Below are 19,202 nucleotides of genomic sequence, written 5' to 3'. Positions count from 1 at the left end.
TTCCTTGTTTCGCAGATCAAAACTATGTTTCTTTAATAATGCGTGTTTTGAAATTTATTTCAAGTAGTTTTTACTCCTCTTGACACTTTATCGTCAGCATATTTTTCTAAGTGATTGATATTTAATATTGGTAGATCATAAAATTTCGCTTAATGAAATTAATTTTCAAAAAAGCTTGAAATTTGTGTTTTTAATCTCGTACTATGAAACACATTCGCAGTAAACAAGATTTAAAACAGGGTATCCATTACCCAGCTGGAATAGCTGATGGATGCAATGAAGCTACAAAAGAAGGGAGATCATAGATGATCCGTGATGAAGGAATGTTGCAACAGTTGCTCACAACAATTCGTGACTTTGTAAAAAATGAATTGATTCCACGTGAACATGAGGTTGCCGAGCAGGACAAAATTCCTGAGGATATCGTGCAACAAATGCGTGAATTAGGTTTGTTTGGGTTAACCATTCCAGAAGAATATGGTGGATTGGGAATTACCATGGAAGAGGAGGTGAATGTTGCATTTGAACTTGGACAAACTTCACCAGCATTCCGTTCACTGATTGGTACCAACAATGGTATTGGTTCAAGTGCGATTTTGATTGATGGCACACAAGAACAAAAACAAAAATATCTTCCTCGTTATGCCAGCGGTGAAATTATTGGTTCATTTTGCTTAACCGAACCTGAGGCAGGTTCAGATGCTGCCTCTTTAAAAACCAATGCGGTCAAGGATGGTGATTTTTACGTTTTAAACGGCACTAAACGCTTTATTACCAATGCACCACATGCTGCTACTTTTACCGTGATGGCACGGACCAATCCTGATATTAAAGGTGCAAGTGGTATTTCTGCATTTTTAGTTGAAGCCAATACGCCTGGGATTAGTTTGGGAAAAATCGATCAAAAGATGGGACAAAAGGGTTCTCATACTTGTGATGTGATTTTTGAAAACTGCCGCGTTCCAGCATCAGCACTGATTGGTGGGATTGAAGGTATTGGTTTTAAAACAGCCATGAAGGTTTTAGATAAAGGTCGTTTACATATTGGTGCATATAGCGTCGGTGTGGCTGAACGGATGTTAAATGACGCACTTCACTATGCCATTGAGCGCAAACAATTTGGTCAGCCGATTGCTAATTTTCAATTGATCCAAGCCATGCTTGCAGACTCAAAAGCTGAGATTTACGCGGCAAAATGTATGGTGCTCGATGCTGCGCGTCGCCGTGATAATGGTGAAAACATTAGTACAGAAGCATCTTGTTCAAAAATGTTTGCCACTGAAATGTGTGGTCGGGTCGCAGATCGTTGCGTACAAATTCACGGTGGTGCTGGTTATATCAGTGAATATGCCATTGAACGTTTTTATCGTGATGTACGTTTGTTCCGTTTATATGAAGGAACCACGCAAGTTCAACAATTGATTATCGCAAAAAACATGATTAGGGACGCTACAGCCTAATAACAATTAGATGCCATGAGGCAGGGGATGCCTCATATTCCTTCTGAGGATATGGACATGACAACGGAAACAGTTACACAAAATAATAGCGGTAATAATGGTGCTGGAGAGGTGATTCAGACACCCAAAAAGATTTGGATTACAGCCTTTATCTTTGCATTTTTTACTTTGCTTTGTGATGGCGCAGATTTAGGCTTTTTAGCGTTAAGTTTGACCAGTTTAAAGGCTGAGTTTCATCTAAGCGGTGTACAAGCAGGAACATTGGGCAGCTTGACACTGTTAGGTTCCGCTGTGGGGGGATTAGTCGGTGGATGGGCTTGTGATCGCTTTGGCCGAGTACGCGTGATCGTATTCTTTATTGCTTTTTCTTCTGTTCTGACCTGTGCATTGGGTTTTACGCATTCATATATGCAATTTGCGATTTTAAGAACAGTCGGTGCAATGGGCTTAGGCGCACTTTATATTGCCTGTAATATTTTAATGTCTGAAATGGTGCCGACCAAACATCGTTCTACAGTGTTGGCAACACTGATGACGGGCTATACCTTGGGGTCTTTACTTGCGACTTTATTGGCAGGTCATATTATTCCTGAACATGGCTGGCGTTTCCTGTATTGGCTTGCAATTACCCCGATTATTTTATCAGTACTGATGCATTTTATCGTACCTGAGCCTGAGTCATGGAAAAAAGCACGTCAATTAAAAGTCATTGCAACGCCACAAAATGCACAGCCTGTTAAACGTCAGAATCCGTATTGGGAAATTTTGAAAGATAAGAAACATGGCACCATGTTTGTGCTGTGGATTTTGAGTACTGGTGCTTTGCAATTTGGTTATTACGGGGTGAGTAACTGGCTGCCGGCTTATTTGGAATCTGATCTAGGAATCAAGTTTAAAGAAATGGCGATGTATATGGTCGGCACTTTCTTAATCATGATGTTTGCCAAAATTATTGCTGGAATTATTGCGGATAAATTGGGTCGCCGCGCTGTATTTGCATTCGGCACAATTGGCACAGCTCTATTTATTCCCGTGATTGTTTACCTTAACACGCCTGCCAATATTTTATGGCTCATGCTGTTCTTTGGTTTTCTATACGGCATACCGTATGCAATCAATGCCACGTATATGACTGAAAGTTTTCCAACCTCAATTCGAGGCTCGGCAGTCGGCGGTGCGTATAACATCGGTAAAGTACTTTCAATTTTCTCACCATTAACCATCGGTTATTTATCACAACATGGTTCGATTGGTTTAGGACTGTTGGTGATGGCTGGGGCGTACTTTATATGCGGTGTAATTCCACTGTTATTTATTAAAGACCGATTATTTAACCCGCAAAAGGCAGAGTGACAATTTGACCTGTCACGTCAATTTAAGGATGAAAAGGGACAAGCGAAATGATAAATAAAATCACCAGTGACATTGAACCGATTTTAAAGGCAATTCCTGATGGTGCAACCATCATGACCAGTGGTTTTGGTGTGACAGGTCAGCCTGCGGAACTGATTGAAGCCTTAATCGATTTAGGTAAAAAAGAGCTGACCATTGTCAATAACAATGCTGCCTCTGGTGATCGTGGTTTGACCAAGCTGATCATTGCAGGTTGTGTCAGAAAAATGATCAGTTCATTTCCAAAGTCAGCGGGTTCGACCGTATTTCAAGACTTATATCGTGCAGGAAAGATTGAATTAGAACTGGTTCCACAGGGCAACTTAGCCTGTCGTATTCAAGCGGCAGGTGCAGGTCTAGGTGCAATATTTACACCGACAGGCTATGGCACAAAAGTCGCAGAAGGCAAAGAAACCAGAACCATTAATGGTCGAAACTATGTACTTGAGTATCCGCTTGAAGCTGACTTTGCTTTGATTTATGCCGATCAAGCCGATCGTTGGGGGAATTTGACCTATCGTAAGGCAGCACGGAACTTTGGCCCGATTATGGCAAAAGCGGCAAAAACAACCATTGTTCAAGTGAATCATACGGTAGATCTAGGAAGCCTTGATCCTGAGTGCATTATCACACCTGGGATTTTTGTACAGCATGTTGTCAAAGTAGGAGATATCTAATGTCAGTTCAAAAACGTTCTCGTGAAGATATCGCTCAGTTGATTGCTCAGGATATTCCCGAAGGAGCTTATGTCAATTTAGGTATTGGTTTACCCACCAACGTTGCGAAGTATTTACCTCAAGACAAAGAAATCTTTCTGCACTCAGAAAATGGGGTTTTGGCCTTTGGCCCACCACCCAAAGCAGGTGAAGAAGATGAGGACTTGGTCAATGCTGGAAAGGAGTTAGTGACTTTATTGGATGGTGGTTGCTTTATGCATCATGGAGATTCATTTGACATTATGCGTGGTGGGCATCTGGATATCTGCGTGATTGGTGCTTTTCAGGTTGCAGTGAATGGCGATTTAGCCAATTGGCATACTGGCAAAGCTGATGATGTTCCCGCTGTAGGTGGTGCAATGGATTTAGCGGTGGGAGCCAAGTCAATTTATGTCTATATGGAGCATGTCACCAAAAAGGGCGAAGCTAAAATTGTCGATGCATTGAGTTATCCCATTACAGGGGAACAGTGTGTAGATCGTATTTATACCGATTTATGCATTATTGAATTAAAAGATCACAAAGCCTATGTCACTGAAATGGTTTCGGGACTGAGTTTTGATGAATTACAGGCAGTAACGGGCTGCCCGTTGATAGATGCACGAGACGCTTAGTTTATAAGCGTAGGAAAAAAAGCTTCTTTAAGGATTAAAAGATGAAAAAATTAATTTTAGCCACAGCTTGCGCTGTGGCTTCAGGGACTATTTTTGCAAATTCACCAGTGACAGCAGAACAACGGATTAATTTGTTAGAGACAGAGCTGCAAAAACTCAAAGCAGAACTCGATGCTCAAAAGCTGTCACAAAATAATTTGCAGGTCAAACAAGCAAAAATTGAAGAAAATGTAGAAAAAAATAAATCACTTGAAACCGCGAAACCAATAGCACCTTCGTGGGTGACTTGGACCGACAATGTTAAAGTCTATGGAATTGCTCGACTTGATGCTGCAGTTGATTTTAAGTCCTCACCAGATTCGGGAGGAAGAACCACCAATAGCTTAAACCGGACTCCGTTTGAAAGTGACAAGCGTTCCGATCATGCCCGCTCAGATGCCATGATCAATGCCAGTCGAATCGGGGTGTATTTCAATAGTCCAGATAAGGCTGTAACAGGAAATATTGAAGCCGATTTCTTTGACAGTGCCAACATGGGTACAGGCGATGGTAAATTCCGTATTCGTCATGCTTTCTTTACTTATAAAGATTGGACTTTCGGTCAAACATGGTCTTTGATGTCCAATATGGAAACACGTACAGAGTCCGTCGATTATACTCAGTTTATGGGAACCTCTTATACCCGTACACCTCAAGTGCGCTATGACTGGAAGATAAATGGCAAGAGTGATTTAAAAGTCGCATTGGAATACACTGGATCTCGGGTTTCAGCATTCCCGACATTGACAGGTCGATATACGGTAAAAGAAGGTGCCTTAACGGCTTTGGCTCAAGGTTTTGTCAATGAAAAATCAGTAGATGTTGCGAAAGATACGGTTAAAAAAGTCAGTTGGGGCGCGGGTGCTGGTTTAAAATACCAACTAAGCCCAGCGCAATCTGTACAGGCGAATTATCAATATATCGTGGGTGATCAAAAATTCATGCCATATACCACACAAACTGGCCTGACAAATGCAACCAGTTTAAATGCGGCAGGTGATTTTTCTTTAAATGCGCAAAAAACAGATTTAGAGATGAATAAACTCAATAGCTTAAATATTGGCTATTCATATAAATTTAATCCGCAATGGCGTGCAAATTTATCTGCATCGATTTTTGATTTTGATGATGATTCAGCCTATGCAAAACTCAATCCTGACGCAAATAAGCGTTTAACGGATTATGCTGCCAATCTGTTTTATTCACCTGCTGAGCAAATTGATATTGGTATGGAATATCATCAAGGTAAGCGTGAAGTGTTTGATGGAAGAACAGCAGATGTTTCTCGCATTAACTTTGTGTCGATGTACAAATTCTAAAATAAGGTGAGCTGCGCAATGGAAAAAATAGTTCAACCTGACACAACGCATATCTTGTCAAAAAGCTTTATTTTCATCATGGCAATGGCATGTGGAATTTGTGCAGGTTCGAACTATTATAACCAGCCTTTGATTTATTCTATTGCCGAGGCATTACAGGTCAATGCAGAGCAAGTCGCTTTAACAATTGTGATCGGCCAACTCTCTTATGCCGTTGGTCTGTTTATCTTGGTGCCGCTCGGTGATTTTTTTGAAAAGCGTAGCTATATTTGTTTGTTGATGTGCTGCACAGGTTTCGCCCAGATCGGACTTTCTTTAAGTCAAAGTTTGCCCGTATTGTATGGTTTTACCTTTTTAGCCACCTTCTTTTCGATTACGACACAAGTCTTGGTGCCATTTGCTGCTGGTTTGGCGAGCCCTCAAAAAAGCCCGCAAATTGTCGGAACACTGATGAGTGGCTTGTTTTTAGGCATTCTCTTGGCCAGATCAATCGCAGGCTTACTTTCGACCGTTTGGTCATGGCATGCGGTGTATTTACTCAGTGGTATTGTGATTTTAGCTTTTGCAGTAGTGATGTGGCTTAAATTACCCGTTGCTCGAAAATCTCATCAATTAACAGTGCTGCAAATTTATCGTTCATTGTTTACATTGGCCGTTGATCAGCCACATTTAATTCGCCGCGGTCTGGCAGGTGGGATCGGCTTCGGTATATTGGCGTTGATCTTTACCACCATGACTTTTATTCTTGCCAATGCGCCTTATCATTTTAATGATTTCCAAATTGGCTTATTTGGCATAGTTGGTTTGGCGGGTGTGTTTGCAACCCCTTGGGCGGGAAAACAAATTGCCAAAGGATTGGAAAATAAAGTTGCACTGATTTGTATGTGGTTATTGGTACTGGCATGGATTCCACTGTTTTTTGCCCAACAGTCTTTGCTGGCTTATGCAGGAGGTGTGATTTTGGCTTATTTTGGTTTATCGGCCTTTCATGTACTTAACCAAAATCTGGTCTATCGAATTTCAGCACAAGCACGTTCTCGAATTAATTCTATTTATATGACATTGTATTTTGGTGGTGCTGCGTTGGGTTCTTTGGTTGCGGTCTACACGTGGAAACATTGGGGATGGAGTGTCTGTGTGGCTGTGGGTTTAGCCATGGCAATTCTAAGTTTTATAATTGACCGAATAGATTTTTATGTCATGAAGAAAACAGTGATAAAAGACTAAGCCACAAAAGGGCTTAGTCTTTTTATTATTTTCGTATGATCATCAGTGTTGCCGTCGCAAAAGCATAAATTTTGCCATTTTCATCCACAATTTTACCTTCTGTGGTAATGATATTACGTCCAGCATTAATCAGTTCAGCTTGTGCGTAGTAGGCGGTATCGATCTGCATTGGGCGAATCATTTTCACATTGAGATCAATCGTGCCATAACCCATGCCATGTTCCAGCAAGGTATGTGCTGCACTTCCCGTTGCAGTATCTAAAGCAGTCGCACAAAAACCGCCATGGATTGTTCCTTGTATATTTCGATGCGCTTGACTTGGCGTAACCTTATACGTCGCTTTGCCTTTAGAAACTTCGATTAACTGCATAGGAATGGTTTGCGCCATGGGCGACGCTGAAATTTCACCATTTTTTAAAGCAGTTAAGAATTCAAGACCTGTGTATTGAGGGTTATCCATAAATCATCCTTGGAGTGTTAAGCGATCTAATTACCATACTATAAAATTTAATTTTACGAAATAATATTTTGCCATACAAAATTATTTTTTAATCAAATATTATGCTTGAATTTTGATTTATTTAAATTTTATTGTTCAAATACAGCTTGTTGTGTCGATTTGTCATATTTTTGGTGGTATTTTTGAATAAATTTATCTAATGAAAATGAAAATAAATTTTGCAATAAGAAATTTATTTGATATTTTTAAGCAATCGTAAAATAAAATTGTCATCCAAGGGAAATCATCTCTATCTGCATCATCGGCAGAAGAACTGAAAGGGAAACACTATGCCTTTATACAAAGCACCACTGCGTGATATGCAATTTGTATTGCATGAAATGCTGCAAACAGAAGAAAACTACCAAAAACTACCCAAATATCAGGAAACGGTCAGTCGTGAATTGATCAATCAATATTTAGATGCCGCAGCAGACTTTTGTGAAAATGAGCTTGCACCCATCAATCAAAATGGTGATCAGGAAGGTTGTCATTTAAATCAGGGTGTTGTTACAACCCCAGCGGGATTTAAACAGGCTTATCATAAATATACTGAATTGGGTTTTACCTCACTGACGGCGGATCCTGAATATGGCGGTCAAGGTCTACCCACATTATTGCGTATTGCAATCTCAGAAATGCTGTGTGGTTCTAACTGGGCTTGGGCAATGTATCCAGGCTTATCGCATGGTGCAATGCGCACCATTGAACATCATGGCACAGCAGAACAGAAGCAACAATTTTTAAGCAAACTGATTAGTGGCGTGTGGACAGGGACAATGTGTCTAACTGAGTCACATGCCGGTTCAGATTTAGGTTTGATCCGCACCAAGGCCGAACCAAACCCAGATGGAAGTTATGCAATAACTGGCGAAAAAATCTTCATTTCTGCTGGTGAACATGATCTGTCAGAAAATATTATTCATATTGTTTTAGCCCGATTACCACAAGCACCAGCGGGGACCAAAGGGATTTCACTGTTTATCGTACCTAAATTTAACCTCGATGATGCAGGTGATTGCCAAGATCGCAATAAGGTTATCTGTAGTGCGATTGAACACAAGATGGGGATTCATGGCAATGCAACCTGTGTTTTAAATTTTGATGGGGCCAAAGGCTATTTAATTGGTCCTGAAAACCGTGGGTTAAATTGTATGTTTACCTTTATGAACACAGCACGTATTGGAACAGCTGTACAAGGGTTGGCGGCTTCGGAGATTTCATTTCAAGGTGCATTGAGTTATGCCAAAGAACGTTTGGCGATGCGTGCTTTATCAGGCGCAAAATATCCAGATAAAAATGCTGATCCGATTATTGTGCATCCAGCTGTGCGTTCGATGTTAATGACGCAAAAAGCCTTTTCTGAAGGTGGTCGCGCATTGGCGTATTTTCTGGCTCAGCATGTTGATATTGTTGAAACATCCAATGATCCTGAACAACAGAAAATCTCAGATGAATTGTTGGCATTTTTAACCCCGATTGCCAAAGCTTTTTTAACTGAATCAGGCAATGAAGCTGCAAAACACGGCGTACAAATTTTTGGTGGGCATGGATTTATTGTTGAACATGGCATGGAGCAAATTGTTCGTGATGCCCGTATCTCAACCTTGTATGAGGGAACCACAGAGATTCAGTCTTTAGATTTGCTGGCACGTAAGGTGCTCAAGTCGGATGGCAAACTATTAAAAAATATGACTGATTTAATAGAACAGTTTATTACAGCCAATCAATCAAATACCGTATTGGCAGCTTATCTGGAAAAACTGACGGAACTCAAGCAACAGTGGTTATCAATCACAGACAGTGTTGCCAAAAAAGCACAGCAAAACCCAGAAGAAATTGGCGCTGTTTCAGTTGATTATCTGTATTTCTCTAGCTATGTCGTGTTTGCTTATCTTTGGGCACGTATGGCGCAAGTAGCAGATGAAAAGTTAAGCCAAGCAACGCAGGACGAAAAATTTTATCAGGCTAAATTAACCACAGCGAAATTTTTCTTTCAAAAATTATTACACCGTACCCAAAGTCATGCGGCTGCTATTGCATCAGGTGCTGAAGCGGTAATGGAATTAGAACAAGATGACTTTGCTTTTTAAGCAGGGTCAGGCTGTTTTTTATTTAAATGAGTAAAAATAAATGGATTTTCAACATATTTTGATTCGGCAGGAAAATCGGGTGGGCTATTTAACCTTAAACCGTCCCGAGGTGCTCAATAGTTTTAATGAGCAAATGCATCGTGAAATTGCTGCAATTTTAGACCTGTGGGCGGTTTCTACTGAGATTAAAGCCATTGTAATCTCTGGTTCAGGCAAGGGCTTCTGTGCGGGTCAGGATTTAAGAGCCAGAAATAAAGAGGTGATAAGCGCAGCTGATTATGATGCAGGTGCTGCCTTAGAAAAATTTTATAATCCGTTAGTCGTTAAAATTTCCAATATGGCTAAACCTGTTGTGGCTGCGGTCAATGGCGTAGCGGCTGGTGCTGGTGCGAATTTGGCTTTGGCTTGCGATATTGTTGTGGCCAAACAATCTGCTGCTTTTATACAGTCTTTTTGCAAAGTCGGTTTAATCCCAGATGCAGGTGGGACGTGGAATTTGCCACATCTGGTGGGGCTTGCCCGAGCCAAAGGTTTGACCATGTTCGGGGATAAGTTATCTGCCCAGAAAGCCTTGAGTTGGGGGCTTATTTGGGAGGTCTATGAAGATGATGCTTTTGATCAGGGCGTGATTGAATTGGCGGAACGTTTGGCAGAGCAACCAAGCAGTTCGATTTCGCTAATTAAAAAGGCATTAAATACTGCCTCGCAAAATACTTTGGCTGATCAATTACAGTTGGAACGTGAGTTACAGCGTATTGCTGGACAATCAGACAATTATAAAGAGGGCGTTGCGGCTTTTATCGAAAAAAGGAAAGCTAATTTTAATTGATCAAATCTATGCCTAATCATGTTTAACCAGTAAAAGTTAACTCAAAAAGCACTCTCTTTGGAGAGTGCTTTATAATAAGTAATCACTAGTTTTGATCGTTGTTTACATGATGGTTTTTAACCTTAGTAAGCTAAATAGAGCTTTTATTTTTTATATATGAAGTAAGTTGCGAGAAGAGAAGGAATACCAAAATTAAGTAAAAATATTAAGAATTCTTCTTTAACCGCATATCCTGCTTGTATGCCCATATACATATTCCAGCTCATTGCTACAAACCAAATCAAGATGAACAGAATAAAAAATAATGTTGGACTAAAGCGACCACGTAATATTCGACTTATAAAAAGAATTGCAAGGAGTAGCATTATACCGATGAGAATCGTATAGAAAGTTCGCATATTGGGTCACCATTTGAATTAGGAGTTGTTTGTATTTTTCATTCATCATATCGAAGTTGCTTTACCACATTTGTTTTAACTTTATTTTATTGTTGAGCATAATACTTCCCTTATTTGGGCGACTTAATGATTAAAGTAGCGAATAAGACAAGGATAAATGTTTTTAGTAGAACAATAATGATATGAAACTTGGCATGTCTATTCGAATTTTCGAACAATCTAAAAGCTAATGGGCATTTTTGATATAGTTCAAAAATGAGCAACAACGTCCAGTCTAAAATTGTTGCTTGGGGTGCTTTGATCTGTTGATTCAATTTAGGAGCGGGAAGGTCAATGATCCTGATTCCCTTGGCTAAGTTTTTGAAGACTAAATTCTCCAGATGAGAATTCTGGAGAATCAAAGGAGATCACTTTTGTAAAATCCCATTTAAGGCAAATCTAACTCTTTACGCATCTTTAAAGATCGCAGTAATGCCTGATCACGAAGTAATTGAAGATTCTTATCGCCTAGCTTTTTAACAAACTGCTGAGTTTCTTCATTCAGCATCTCAATTTTTTCTTCAGATAAAGTATAAGGGTGCATATCAGCCCACCATTCAGACATTGGTTCACCTAAATGATGCATAGCGGCTTTAAATCCATGTTGATTGGCCAACTGCATATTTAAATAAGGACCAAATATTGCCCAACGTAATCCAGGTCCATTGGTGATCGCAATATCAATATCTTCTGCGCTACATACACCTTCAGAAACCAGATAAAACGCTTCTCTCCAAATTGCAGACTGTAAACGATTGGCGACATGGCCTTTGACTTCTTTTTGAATTAAAATCGGTTTTTTCCCCAATAATCTATAAAATTCAAAAGCATCATGGATATAGTTGGCTTGGGTTTTTTCTCCACCAATAATTTCAACCAAAGGTAATAAATGTGGTGGATTAAAAGGATGGCCCAGTACAATTCTTTCAGGATAAAGGCAATCATGTTGAATATCTGAGATTTTTAAGCCAGATGAACTTGAGGCGATAATGCTATCTTTGGGGCAATTTTGAGTAAGCTGTGCATATAAGTCTTTTTTTAGATCAATCCGCTCAGGACCATTTTCTTGAATAAAATCGGCATCTTTTACCGCATCTGCTAGATTTTGATAAAAAGTGAGATTTTTTAAAGTGTCTGAAACATAATGATCAGAAGAAGTGGTTTGCTCTTCAGCCAATTCAAACAAATCAAGTAAATAGGTCTGAACTCTATTTTTTAAATTTAATTCTGCATCAACAGCAGGATCAAAAGCACTCACCTGAAATCCTTTACTTAAATAGAATGCTGCCCAACTTGCACCAATAACACCAGTACCGATAATGGCAACTTTATTTATGGGTTTCATATATTCATTTTCCTTGAATAACCTGAGAACGTTGGATTGTCTCGTTATGACACATGACAAAGTGAGCCTTTCACTTTGATAAAAACTAAAGATAGAAACACTAAAAACAGTAGGGGAGAATTTCCCCTACAAATGAATATGTATTACATCTGGTTAGATGATTTACATAGAGATAAATTCATGATCGTTGCAATCATCAACTGTATTATTGAGCGGTATAACCACCATCCATAACCACTGCCTGACCCGTCACGCCCGCTGCTTTTTCACTCGCCAAGAAAACGGCATAATCTGCAATTTCTTCAACATTGAGTAAGCGCTTTTGTGGCACCATGGCTAAAATGACATCTTCAAGTGCACTTGTTTCGCTGACATTACGGGTTTTGGCTAAATCTTTAATTTGACCACGTACCAAAGGTGTGTCGACATAACCTGGGCATAATGCATTGACCGTGATTCCATCACGAGCAGATTCTAACGCTGCAACTTTAGTTAAACCAATCACCCCATGTTTGGCACTGTTATAACCCGCTTTTCCAGCAAAGCCGATTAAACCATTGATCGAAGCCATATTGATAATACGACCATAGTTTTGTGCCTTCATGATTGGAAATGCATGTTTGATTCCAATAAAAGAACCCACCAGCATGACATTTAGTAGTTTTTGATAAATGGCAGTTGGAAACTCTTCGATGGCAGCAACATGTTGAAAACCAGCATTATTGATCAAAATATCCAAACGACCAAAGGTGCTATGTGCTAGACCAATAGCAGCAGCATAAGCATCTTCATCTGAAACATCACAAGGTGCAGATAAGGCTTCAAATCCATCAGTTTTTAAGGCTAAAACTGCTTCATTACATTTGTCCGCATTCATATCCGAAATCACTACTTTTGCACCTTCAAGGGCAAATTTTTTGGCAATTTCAAGACCAATACCACTTGCTGAACCTGTGATAAATGCAACTTTATCTTTGAGAAGTTGACTCATTATTGACTCCCTGTGTTCATTTTGAAGATAAACTTAGACGATACCAAACCATGTAAATGCGGCAATTGCGACAAATACTGCAACTGTTTTAATGATGGTAATGGCAAAAATGTCTTTATAAGATTGTTTATGTGTAAGCCCAGTGACTGCAAGTAGGGTAATTACGGCACCGTTATGCGGTAAGGTATCCATACCGCCAGATGCCATTGCAACAATACGATGCATGACTTCAGCAGGAATGCCCATTGCAGCAATAGCTGTATTGTATTGGTCAGCCATGGCACTGAGGGCAATACTCATACCGCCAGATGCTGAACCTGTAATCCCTGCCAAAACGGTTGTGGTGACTGCACCATTGACTAGTGGATTGGTAAATGTATGACCTAAAGCATGGCTGATTACGGCAAAACCCGGTAAAGCGGCAATGATTGCACCAAAACCATACTCAGATGCAGTGTTCATCACAGCGAGTAGAGAACCACCTATACTTGCATTTACACCTTCTTTAAAGCTGGTTGAAACACGACGATAATCGAACATAATCGCAGTGACAATCCCAACGATTAAAGCCAAACCAACTGCCCAAATCGCTGACGTTTTTGCGACATCGACAGTGTAGTTTGCCAGTCCGAGTGCATTAAAATCAAAGCCATTTGGATACCATGTTTTAATTGCTGTAGATAAATATTTATTCATCACTGCAACTAAAATTAAGGGAACAAATGCCATGAATTGACGTAGACCAGAACCATTATCTTGTTGCTGAGATTGATTTTCGAATTGTTGAAGTTCGGCTTCTGTTAAAGTAATACCAGATGCAAAGCCATCTCCATTGCGAGCAGCAACACGACGACGCCATTCCAGATAAGTTAAACCAACACCTAAAACAAAGATTGCACCGATAATCCCTAAAAATGGCGCTGCATAAATATTGGTTCCAAAAAATGTAGTTGGAATAACGTTTTGAATCTGAGGCGTACCCGGTAAGGCATCCATGGTAAAGGAGAAAGCACCCAGTGCAATCGTGCCAGGAATCAAACGTTTAGGGATATTTGCTTGTCTAAATAATTGGTTTGCAAAGGGATAGACTGCAAAAACCACGACAAATAAACTGACGCCGCTATAGGTTAAAATTGCCCCTAGCAGAACAACGGTAAGCATTGCATTTTTAGAGCCAATTAATTTAACAATCGTTTTGGCAATGGATTCAGCAATACCAGACATTTCAACAACTTTACCAAAAATCGCACCCAGCAAAAACACCAAGAAATAATCTTTAATAAAGCCCACCATTTTTGGCATAAACACACCAGAATAAAATGGTAAAACGTTGGCAGGGTTAATCAGCAAGACGGCCAATAAGGCACAAATCGGTGCCATGAGAATTACAGAAAATCCTCTGTAGGCTGTGTACATCAACAAGCCAAGAGAAAGTAAAATTATACCCAGTTCCCACATATTTTTACTCCGTCCTTAAAGAATATATGTCAAAACCCACCTTGTTTTTATTTCAAATCACGACAAGGCTATCTCAATCATAAAAATGCATTAGTGAGTGAAACCAATAAAAATGGATATCTAGAGAAATTAATATTGATCAATAAATTTAGCTTTTATAAATCGTCCAGACTTATAAATTGGAATATCCATTTCCAAATGATGGATAAAACTATAATCCAAATTATTCGAGGCATTGTTTGAAAATATTTATGAGTCAATATGGAAAACTAATGAATAGAAACAAGTTTCATGAGGTTTTTGCGCAATAGGTCATAGATAAGCAAAAGAAAAAAGCCAAATTGGAAGTGCAGATGAATGAGTGTGTGTTGAGCGTTTTAATTTTTATTTACAGCAGTGGCTTTATTGACAAGTATGTTGCTTGAAATACGTCGTATATCGATTTTGCCCTGATTTAAATGCATAAACATATTTTTATAGATCACATAAATCAAAAACTTTCATTAAGGCATCAATCTGAGCAAAAGTGAGATCAGCTAGCATGGATTGATATCTAATTCTATAAGCAAATCGATAGCTCAAATGACTCATTTTAGGATCAAAACTCGCTTGGTTTAGCGTATTATAGAGCTATAAATCAGTTAGGTTGCCGTATGACACTCAAACAGTTAAAAGCTTTTTTAGTTCTTGCTCGGACATTGAATTATGCCAATGCCGCCAATGAACTTTGCCTAAGTCAATCTGCTTTAAGCTTAAGTATCAAAAGTTTAGAGGATGAGTTGGGTGGCAAGCTGTTTAAGCGCAATACCCGCCGTGTGGATCTTACTGCTGAGGGAAATTCGTTGATTCCATTTGCTAAAAAACTTTTGGCAAATTGGGAAGACATGGAAAGAGATGTTAAACAGCGTTTTAAATTACATCGTGGCACATTGAATATTGCCTCGATGCCTTTCGCGACACATGCTGTTTTACCTGCTGTACTACATGAATTTAATAAGAATCACCCCAATATCAATTTTTCAATCCATGATATTCCCAATGAAAAAATTATTGAAAAAGTCCAAGAGGGCATTTTTGAAATTGGGATTTGCTTTGAACCGCAACACAATGATCAATTAATATTTAAGCCATTTTTCAATGAAGATTTTTTAGCACTACTTCCCAAAGATCATGAGTTGGCGCAGCGTATAAGTGTGACATGGCGTGAGCTTTATGCTTATCCTTTTATCACTTTACAGAAACCTTCGATCATTCGACACGTGGTAGAAGAGAAATGTTCACAAAATAATATGATCTTAGATTTAAAACTTGAGTGTCATCAGATTAGTTCATTGTCGCATTTTGTGGCTTTTGGTATGGGGGTCAGTGCGATTCCACGTCATTTTCAAAATTATATCGATAAAGAAAATAATGTCTTGGTTGAAATTGAAGAGGGCAATGTCAATCTTTCGGTTGGGATCATTTATAAAAAAGATTTTGAACTTTCTAATATTTCTTCGCAATTTATTGAAACGATATTGGCACACCAGTTTTAAAAAGAATGTTAGCCCATCATAAAGTCCACTATTTCAGGATCAAATCAGATTAATGAGTTTTACTCATTAGACATTTGAAAGAATCAATTTCTAAAATAATTTGCTCGATGTTAATAATAATAATTCTAAAGGATATAGAGTTAAAACGATGAACAAAGTTGTCGCGAATGCACATGAAGCTTTGGCTGATGTGGTTGCAAACAACCAGACTTTTGCAGTGGGTGGTTTTGGATTATGTGGTATTCCAGAAGCATTGATTGATGCCTTAAAAGAAATTGGTGTAACGGGTCTAACTTGTATTTCTAACAATGCAGGTGTGGATGATTTTGGTCTAGGCAAGCTTTTACAAACTAAACAAATTAAAAAAATGATTTCATCCTATGTCGGTGAAAACAAAGAATTTGAACGTCAATATTTAAATGGTGAACTTGAAGTTGAGTTGACACCTCAAGGCACCTTGGCTGAAAAGTTACGTGCAGGTGGTGCTGGCATTCCAGCGTTCTTTACCCAAACAGGTGTTGGGACATTGATTGCCGAAGGCAAAGAAGTTCGCGAATTTGATGGTAAAGATTACATACTCGAACAAGCATTGGTTGCAGATATTGCTTTGGTAAAAGCCTATAAGGCAGATAAAGCCGGCAACTTAATTTTTCGTAAGACTGCACGAAACTTTAACCCTGAGTGTGCAATGGCTGGCAAATTGACCATTGTCGAAGTTGAAGAAATTGTTGAAATTGGTGAGTTAGATCCAGATTCAATTCATTTACCGGGAATTTATGTAAGTCGTATTGTTTTAAATGCGCAGCCTGAAAAACGAATTGAACAATTGACATTGAAGACGGAGATTTAATCATGGCTTGGACGCGTAATGAAATGGCTGAACGTGCAGCGCAAGAGCTTGAAGATGGCTTTTATGTCAATCTAGGCATTGGCTTACCTACCTTGGTTGCAAACTATATTCCTGACAATATCAATGTCTGGCTTCAATCTGAAAATGGCTTATTGGGAATTGATGAATTTCCAACACAAGATACTGTCGATGCAGATTTAATTAATGCGGGTAAACAAACCGTAACTGCACGTAAGGGTGCTGCGTTTTTCTCTAGTGCTGAATCTTTTGCCATGATTCGTGGTGGTAAGGTCAATATTGCCATTTTAGGATCAATGGAGGTTTCCGAAAAGGGAGATTTAGCCAACTGGATGATCCCTGGGAAAAAAGTAAAAGGCATGGGCGGTGCAATGGATTTGGTTGCAGGTGTTCAAAAAGTCGTGGTGTTGATGGAACACTGTGCTAAAGATGGTAGTCCTAAAATTGTCGCTGAATGTTCATTACCGCTTACGGGTAGACTCGTCGTAAACCGTATAATTACGGATCTAGGGGTGATGGATATCACTCCCCAAGGTGTTGAGTTGATTGAATTGGCCAAAGATGTAAGCCTAGAACAAATTCAGGCGGCAACTGGGGTAGAACTGATCACCTCAAATCTCGCTGTGGCTTGATTGTGACAAAGCAAGCTTAAAATTATAATTTAACCAGCCAAGTTTAAATGCTAAGTCGCTTTGGCGGCTTAGACATGTTATCAATGGATATGCTATTTTCAAAAATACCCGCTTCAAAAGTATACGCATTTAAAATACAAGGTGAACTCGAATGGAAAAGATTGTCATCGTCGCTGCTCGTCGTACTGCAATGGGAAGTTTTCAAGGCAGTTTTGCAAGCTTATCTGCACCGGATTTGGGTGCAGTCGTCATTGAAAAAGTTATTGAACAAGCCAATGTGCCTGTTGCTGATATTGATGAAGTGATTATGGGCTGTGTATTACCTGCGGGTTTAAAACAAGGTCCAGCACGTCAAGCGATGCGAAAAGCGGGTTTACCAGATCATGTTGGCGCAACCACAATCAATAAAGTCTGTGGTTCTGGGATGAAAGCTGCAATGCAAGCCAGCGATGCCATTAAAGCAGGAAGTGCCAAAATTATTGTCGTCGGTGGTATGGAGTCTATGACCAATGCACCGTATTTATTACCTAAAGCACGTTCAGGTTATCGGATGGGGCATGGTCAAGTGATTGATCATATGTTCCTTGATGGTTTGGAAGATGCGGGTACAGGGCGTGCAATGGGAAGTTTTGCACAGGAAATGGCGGATAAAAAGGGCTATAGCCGTGAGCAAATGGATGAGTTTGCAATTCGCTCACTAACACGTGCAAAAAAAGCGATTGCAGAAGGTTATTTTAAAGACGAAATCACGCCTGTTAAAGTGGCGTTACGTCAGGGTGAGATCACGGTAGATGTGGACGAAAATCCTGAAAATGCCAAGATTGATAAAATCCCAAGCTTAAAACCTGCATTTGCTAAAGACGGTACGATCACTGCTGCAAACTCTAGTTCAATCAGTGATGGTGCATCTGCACTACTGATCACGTCGGCGTCAGAAGCGCAAAAGCGTGGTTTAACTGTATTAGCAGAAATCAAAGGCTATACAACCAATTCCCAGCATCCTGAAGAGTTTACCATTGCACCTGTGGGAGCAATTCAAAAATTACTGAAAAATCTCGCTTGGTCCGTAGACGATGTTGATCTTTGGGAAATTAACGAAGCTTTTGCCATGGTCACTATGGCTGCAATTGATGCATTTAAACTTGATCCTGAAAAAGTCAATATTAATGGTGGCGCTTGTGCACTCGGGCATCCACTGGGTTCATCAGGTTCACGAATCATTGTGACCTTGATCCATGCTTTAAAACGCTTAGGTAAAACCAAAGGGATCGCAACACTTTGTATTGGTGGTGGTGAAGCTACAGCACTTGCAGTTGAATTAAGCGCATAATTTATTGTTTATCGTAATAAATAGCTAAATAGTTTGTGATTCAAAATTAAAAAAGCCGGTCGTTTCAATACTGCCGGCTTTTTGCTGTTCTTTGTCATGTGAGTTTATGTATAGTCAACTTGTCAAAAAATCAAACCCAAGAAATTAATATTTTTAATTAAATCAATTATATGTCGAGATAAATTGTTTGATTATAAAAAGTTTGCAATGCCCCACCTTACATTCAAAGTTTCAATACCTTTGTGTAGGTGATGCCTGACTTTTCGCAGGGATTGCCAAACCTTGCGCTGCAAACAAAGCAGTGCTTTGTTTTTGCTCATGTTGGGCGAGGGGTACGTCCTGCACCCCCGTATTCCCACACACAAGGGGCGACATCCATGTCGCCCCACGGTAGGACAACCATTTATGATTCAAAAGC

The 19,202-nt window shown here is 39.6% G+C and carries 17 protein-coding genes; 12 read left to right on the top strand and 5 right to left on the bottom strand.

The window, feature by feature from the left end; genetic code table 11:
- Positions 1-305: 305 nt before the first annotated feature.
- The 6 genes from FHR28_RS12380 to FHR28_RS12355 are packed head-to-tail and all read left to right on the top strand — an operon-like array spanning position 306 to position 6,767.
- On the top strand, positions 306-1,460 hold the full coding sequence (locus FHR28_RS12380) for an acyl-CoA dehydrogenase family protein (protein ID WP_166782698.1): 1,155 nt from the start codon (positions 306-308) through the stop codon (positions 1,458-1,460).
- A gap of 57 nt (positions 1,461-1,517) precedes the next feature.
- Positions 1,518-2,813, top strand: a complete 1,296-nt coding sequence (locus tag FHR28_RS12375; RefSeq protein ID WP_016539715.1) for an MFS transporter — start codon at positions 1,518-1,520, stop codon at positions 2,811-2,813.
- 47 nt (positions 2,814-2,860) lie between these two features.
- Positions 2,861-3,529, top strand: coding sequence for a 3-oxoacid CoA-transferase subunit A (locus tag FHR28_RS12370; protein ID WP_004721455.1), 669 nt, complete (start codon positions 2,861-2,863; stop codon positions 3,527-3,529).
- Positions 3,529-4,182, top strand: a complete 654-nt coding sequence (locus FHR28_RS12365; protein WP_034614881.1) for a 3-oxoacid CoA-transferase subunit B — start codon at positions 3,529-3,531, stop codon at positions 4,180-4,182. The genes FHR28_RS12370 and FHR28_RS12365 overlap by 1 nt, the downstream gene beginning before the upstream one ends.
- 41 nt (positions 4,183-4,223) lie before the next feature.
- Complete coding sequence (gene dcaP, locus FHR28_RS12360; protein ID WP_166782697.1) at positions 4,224-5,540, top strand: outer membrane trimeric porin-like protein DcaP; 1,317 nt, start codon at positions 4,224-4,226, stop codon at positions 5,538-5,540.
- 18 nt (positions 5,541-5,558) lie between these two features.
- Positions 5,559-6,767: an MFS transporter gene (locus FHR28_RS12355; RefSeq protein WP_166782696.1), complete on the top strand. Its 1,209-nt coding sequence runs from the start codon at positions 5,559-5,561 to the stop codon at positions 6,765-6,767.
- 25 nt (positions 6,768-6,792) lie between these two features.
- Here FHR28_RS12355 and FHR28_RS12350 read toward each other — a convergent pair whose 3' ends face one another.
- On the bottom strand, positions 6,793-7,227 hold the full coding sequence (locus FHR28_RS12350) for a PaaI family thioesterase (RefSeq protein WP_004721448.1): 435 nt from the start codon (positions 7,225-7,227) through the stop codon (positions 6,793-6,795).
- Positions 7,228-7,556: 329 nt separating this feature from the next.
- On the opposite strand from FHR28_RS12350, the gene FHR28_RS12345 reads away from it, so the two are divergent.
- On the top strand, positions 7,557-9,359 hold the full coding sequence (locus FHR28_RS12345; RefSeq protein WP_166782695.1) for an acyl-CoA dehydrogenase C-terminal domain-containing protein: 1,803 nt from the start codon (positions 7,557-7,559) through the stop codon (positions 9,357-9,359).
- Positions 9,360-9,399: 40 nt separating this feature from the next.
- On the top strand, positions 9,400-10,188 hold the full coding sequence (gene paaG, locus FHR28_RS12340) for a 2-(1,2-epoxy-1,2-dihydrophenyl)acetyl-CoA isomerase PaaG (RefSeq protein ID WP_166782694.1): 789 nt from the start codon (positions 9,400-9,402) through the stop codon (positions 10,186-10,188).
- Between the two features lie 825 nt (positions 10,189-11,013).
- Here paaG and FHR28_RS12335 read toward each other — a convergent pair.
- From FHR28_RS12335 to FHR28_RS12325, 3 genes are all read right to left on the bottom strand, one after another.
- Complete coding sequence (locus FHR28_RS12335; RefSeq protein ID WP_105712987.1) at positions 11,014-11,970, bottom strand: 3-hydroxyacyl-CoA dehydrogenase NAD-binding domain-containing protein; 957 nt, start codon at positions 11,968-11,970, stop codon at positions 11,014-11,016.
- A 205-nt stretch (positions 11,971-12,175) separates the two neighbouring features.
- Positions 12,176-12,961: a 3-hydroxybutyrate dehydrogenase gene (locus FHR28_RS12330; protein ID WP_096733811.1), complete on the bottom strand. Its 786-nt coding sequence runs from the start codon at positions 12,959-12,961 to the stop codon at positions 12,176-12,178.
- Positions 12,962-12,994: 33 nt separating this feature from the next.
- Complete coding sequence (locus tag FHR28_RS12325; RefSeq protein ID WP_004820560.1) at positions 12,995-14,419, bottom strand: GntP family permease; 1,425 nt, start codon at positions 14,417-14,419, stop codon at positions 12,995-12,997.
- A gap of 653 nt (positions 14,420-15,072) precedes the next feature.
- On the opposite strand from FHR28_RS12325, the gene FHR28_RS12320 reads away from it, so the two are divergent.
- The 4 genes from FHR28_RS12320 (at position 15,073) to FHR28_RS12305 (ending at position 18,784) form a co-directional block, all read left to right on the top strand.
- Positions 15,073-15,954 carry a LysR family transcriptional regulator gene (locus FHR28_RS12320; RefSeq protein ID WP_166782693.1) on the top strand — a complete coding sequence of 294 codons (882 nt, stop codon included), beginning with the start codon at positions 15,073-15,075 and terminating at the stop codon, positions 15,952-15,954.
- A gap of 148 nt (positions 15,955-16,102) precedes the next feature.
- Complete coding sequence (locus tag FHR28_RS12315) at positions 16,103-16,804, top strand: CoA transferase subunit A (protein ID WP_004721433.1); 702 nt, start codon at positions 16,103-16,105, stop codon at positions 16,802-16,804.
- Between the two features lie 2 nt (positions 16,805-16,806).
- Entirely contained in the window at positions 16,807-17,454 is a 648-nt protein-coding gene (locus FHR28_RS12310; RefSeq protein WP_154130373.1) for a 3-oxoacid CoA-transferase subunit B, read from the top strand.
- Between the two features lie 151 nt (positions 17,455-17,605).
- Complete coding sequence (locus tag FHR28_RS12305) at positions 17,606-18,784, top strand: thiolase family protein (protein WP_166782692.1); 1,179 nt, start codon at positions 17,606-17,608, stop codon at positions 18,782-18,784.
- A gap of 231 nt (positions 18,785-19,015) precedes the next feature.
- On the opposite strand, the gene FHR28_RS12300 is transcribed toward FHR28_RS12305, so the two are convergent.
- Positions 19,016-19,159 carry a hypothetical protein gene (locus FHR28_RS12300; protein ID WP_166782691.1) on the bottom strand — a complete coding sequence of 48 codons (144 nt, stop codon included), beginning with the start codon at positions 19,157-19,159 and terminating at the stop codon, positions 19,016-19,018.
- Positions 19,160-19,202 lie beyond the last annotated feature (43 nt).

The sequence above is a fragment of the Acinetobacter sp. BIGb0196 genome (genome assembly GCF_011759595.1).
GTDB lineage: Bacteria > Pseudomonadota > Gammaproteobacteria > Pseudomonadales > Moraxellaceae > Acinetobacter > Acinetobacter guillouiae.
This window is presented reverse-complemented; position numbering and strand designations above follow the sequence as displayed.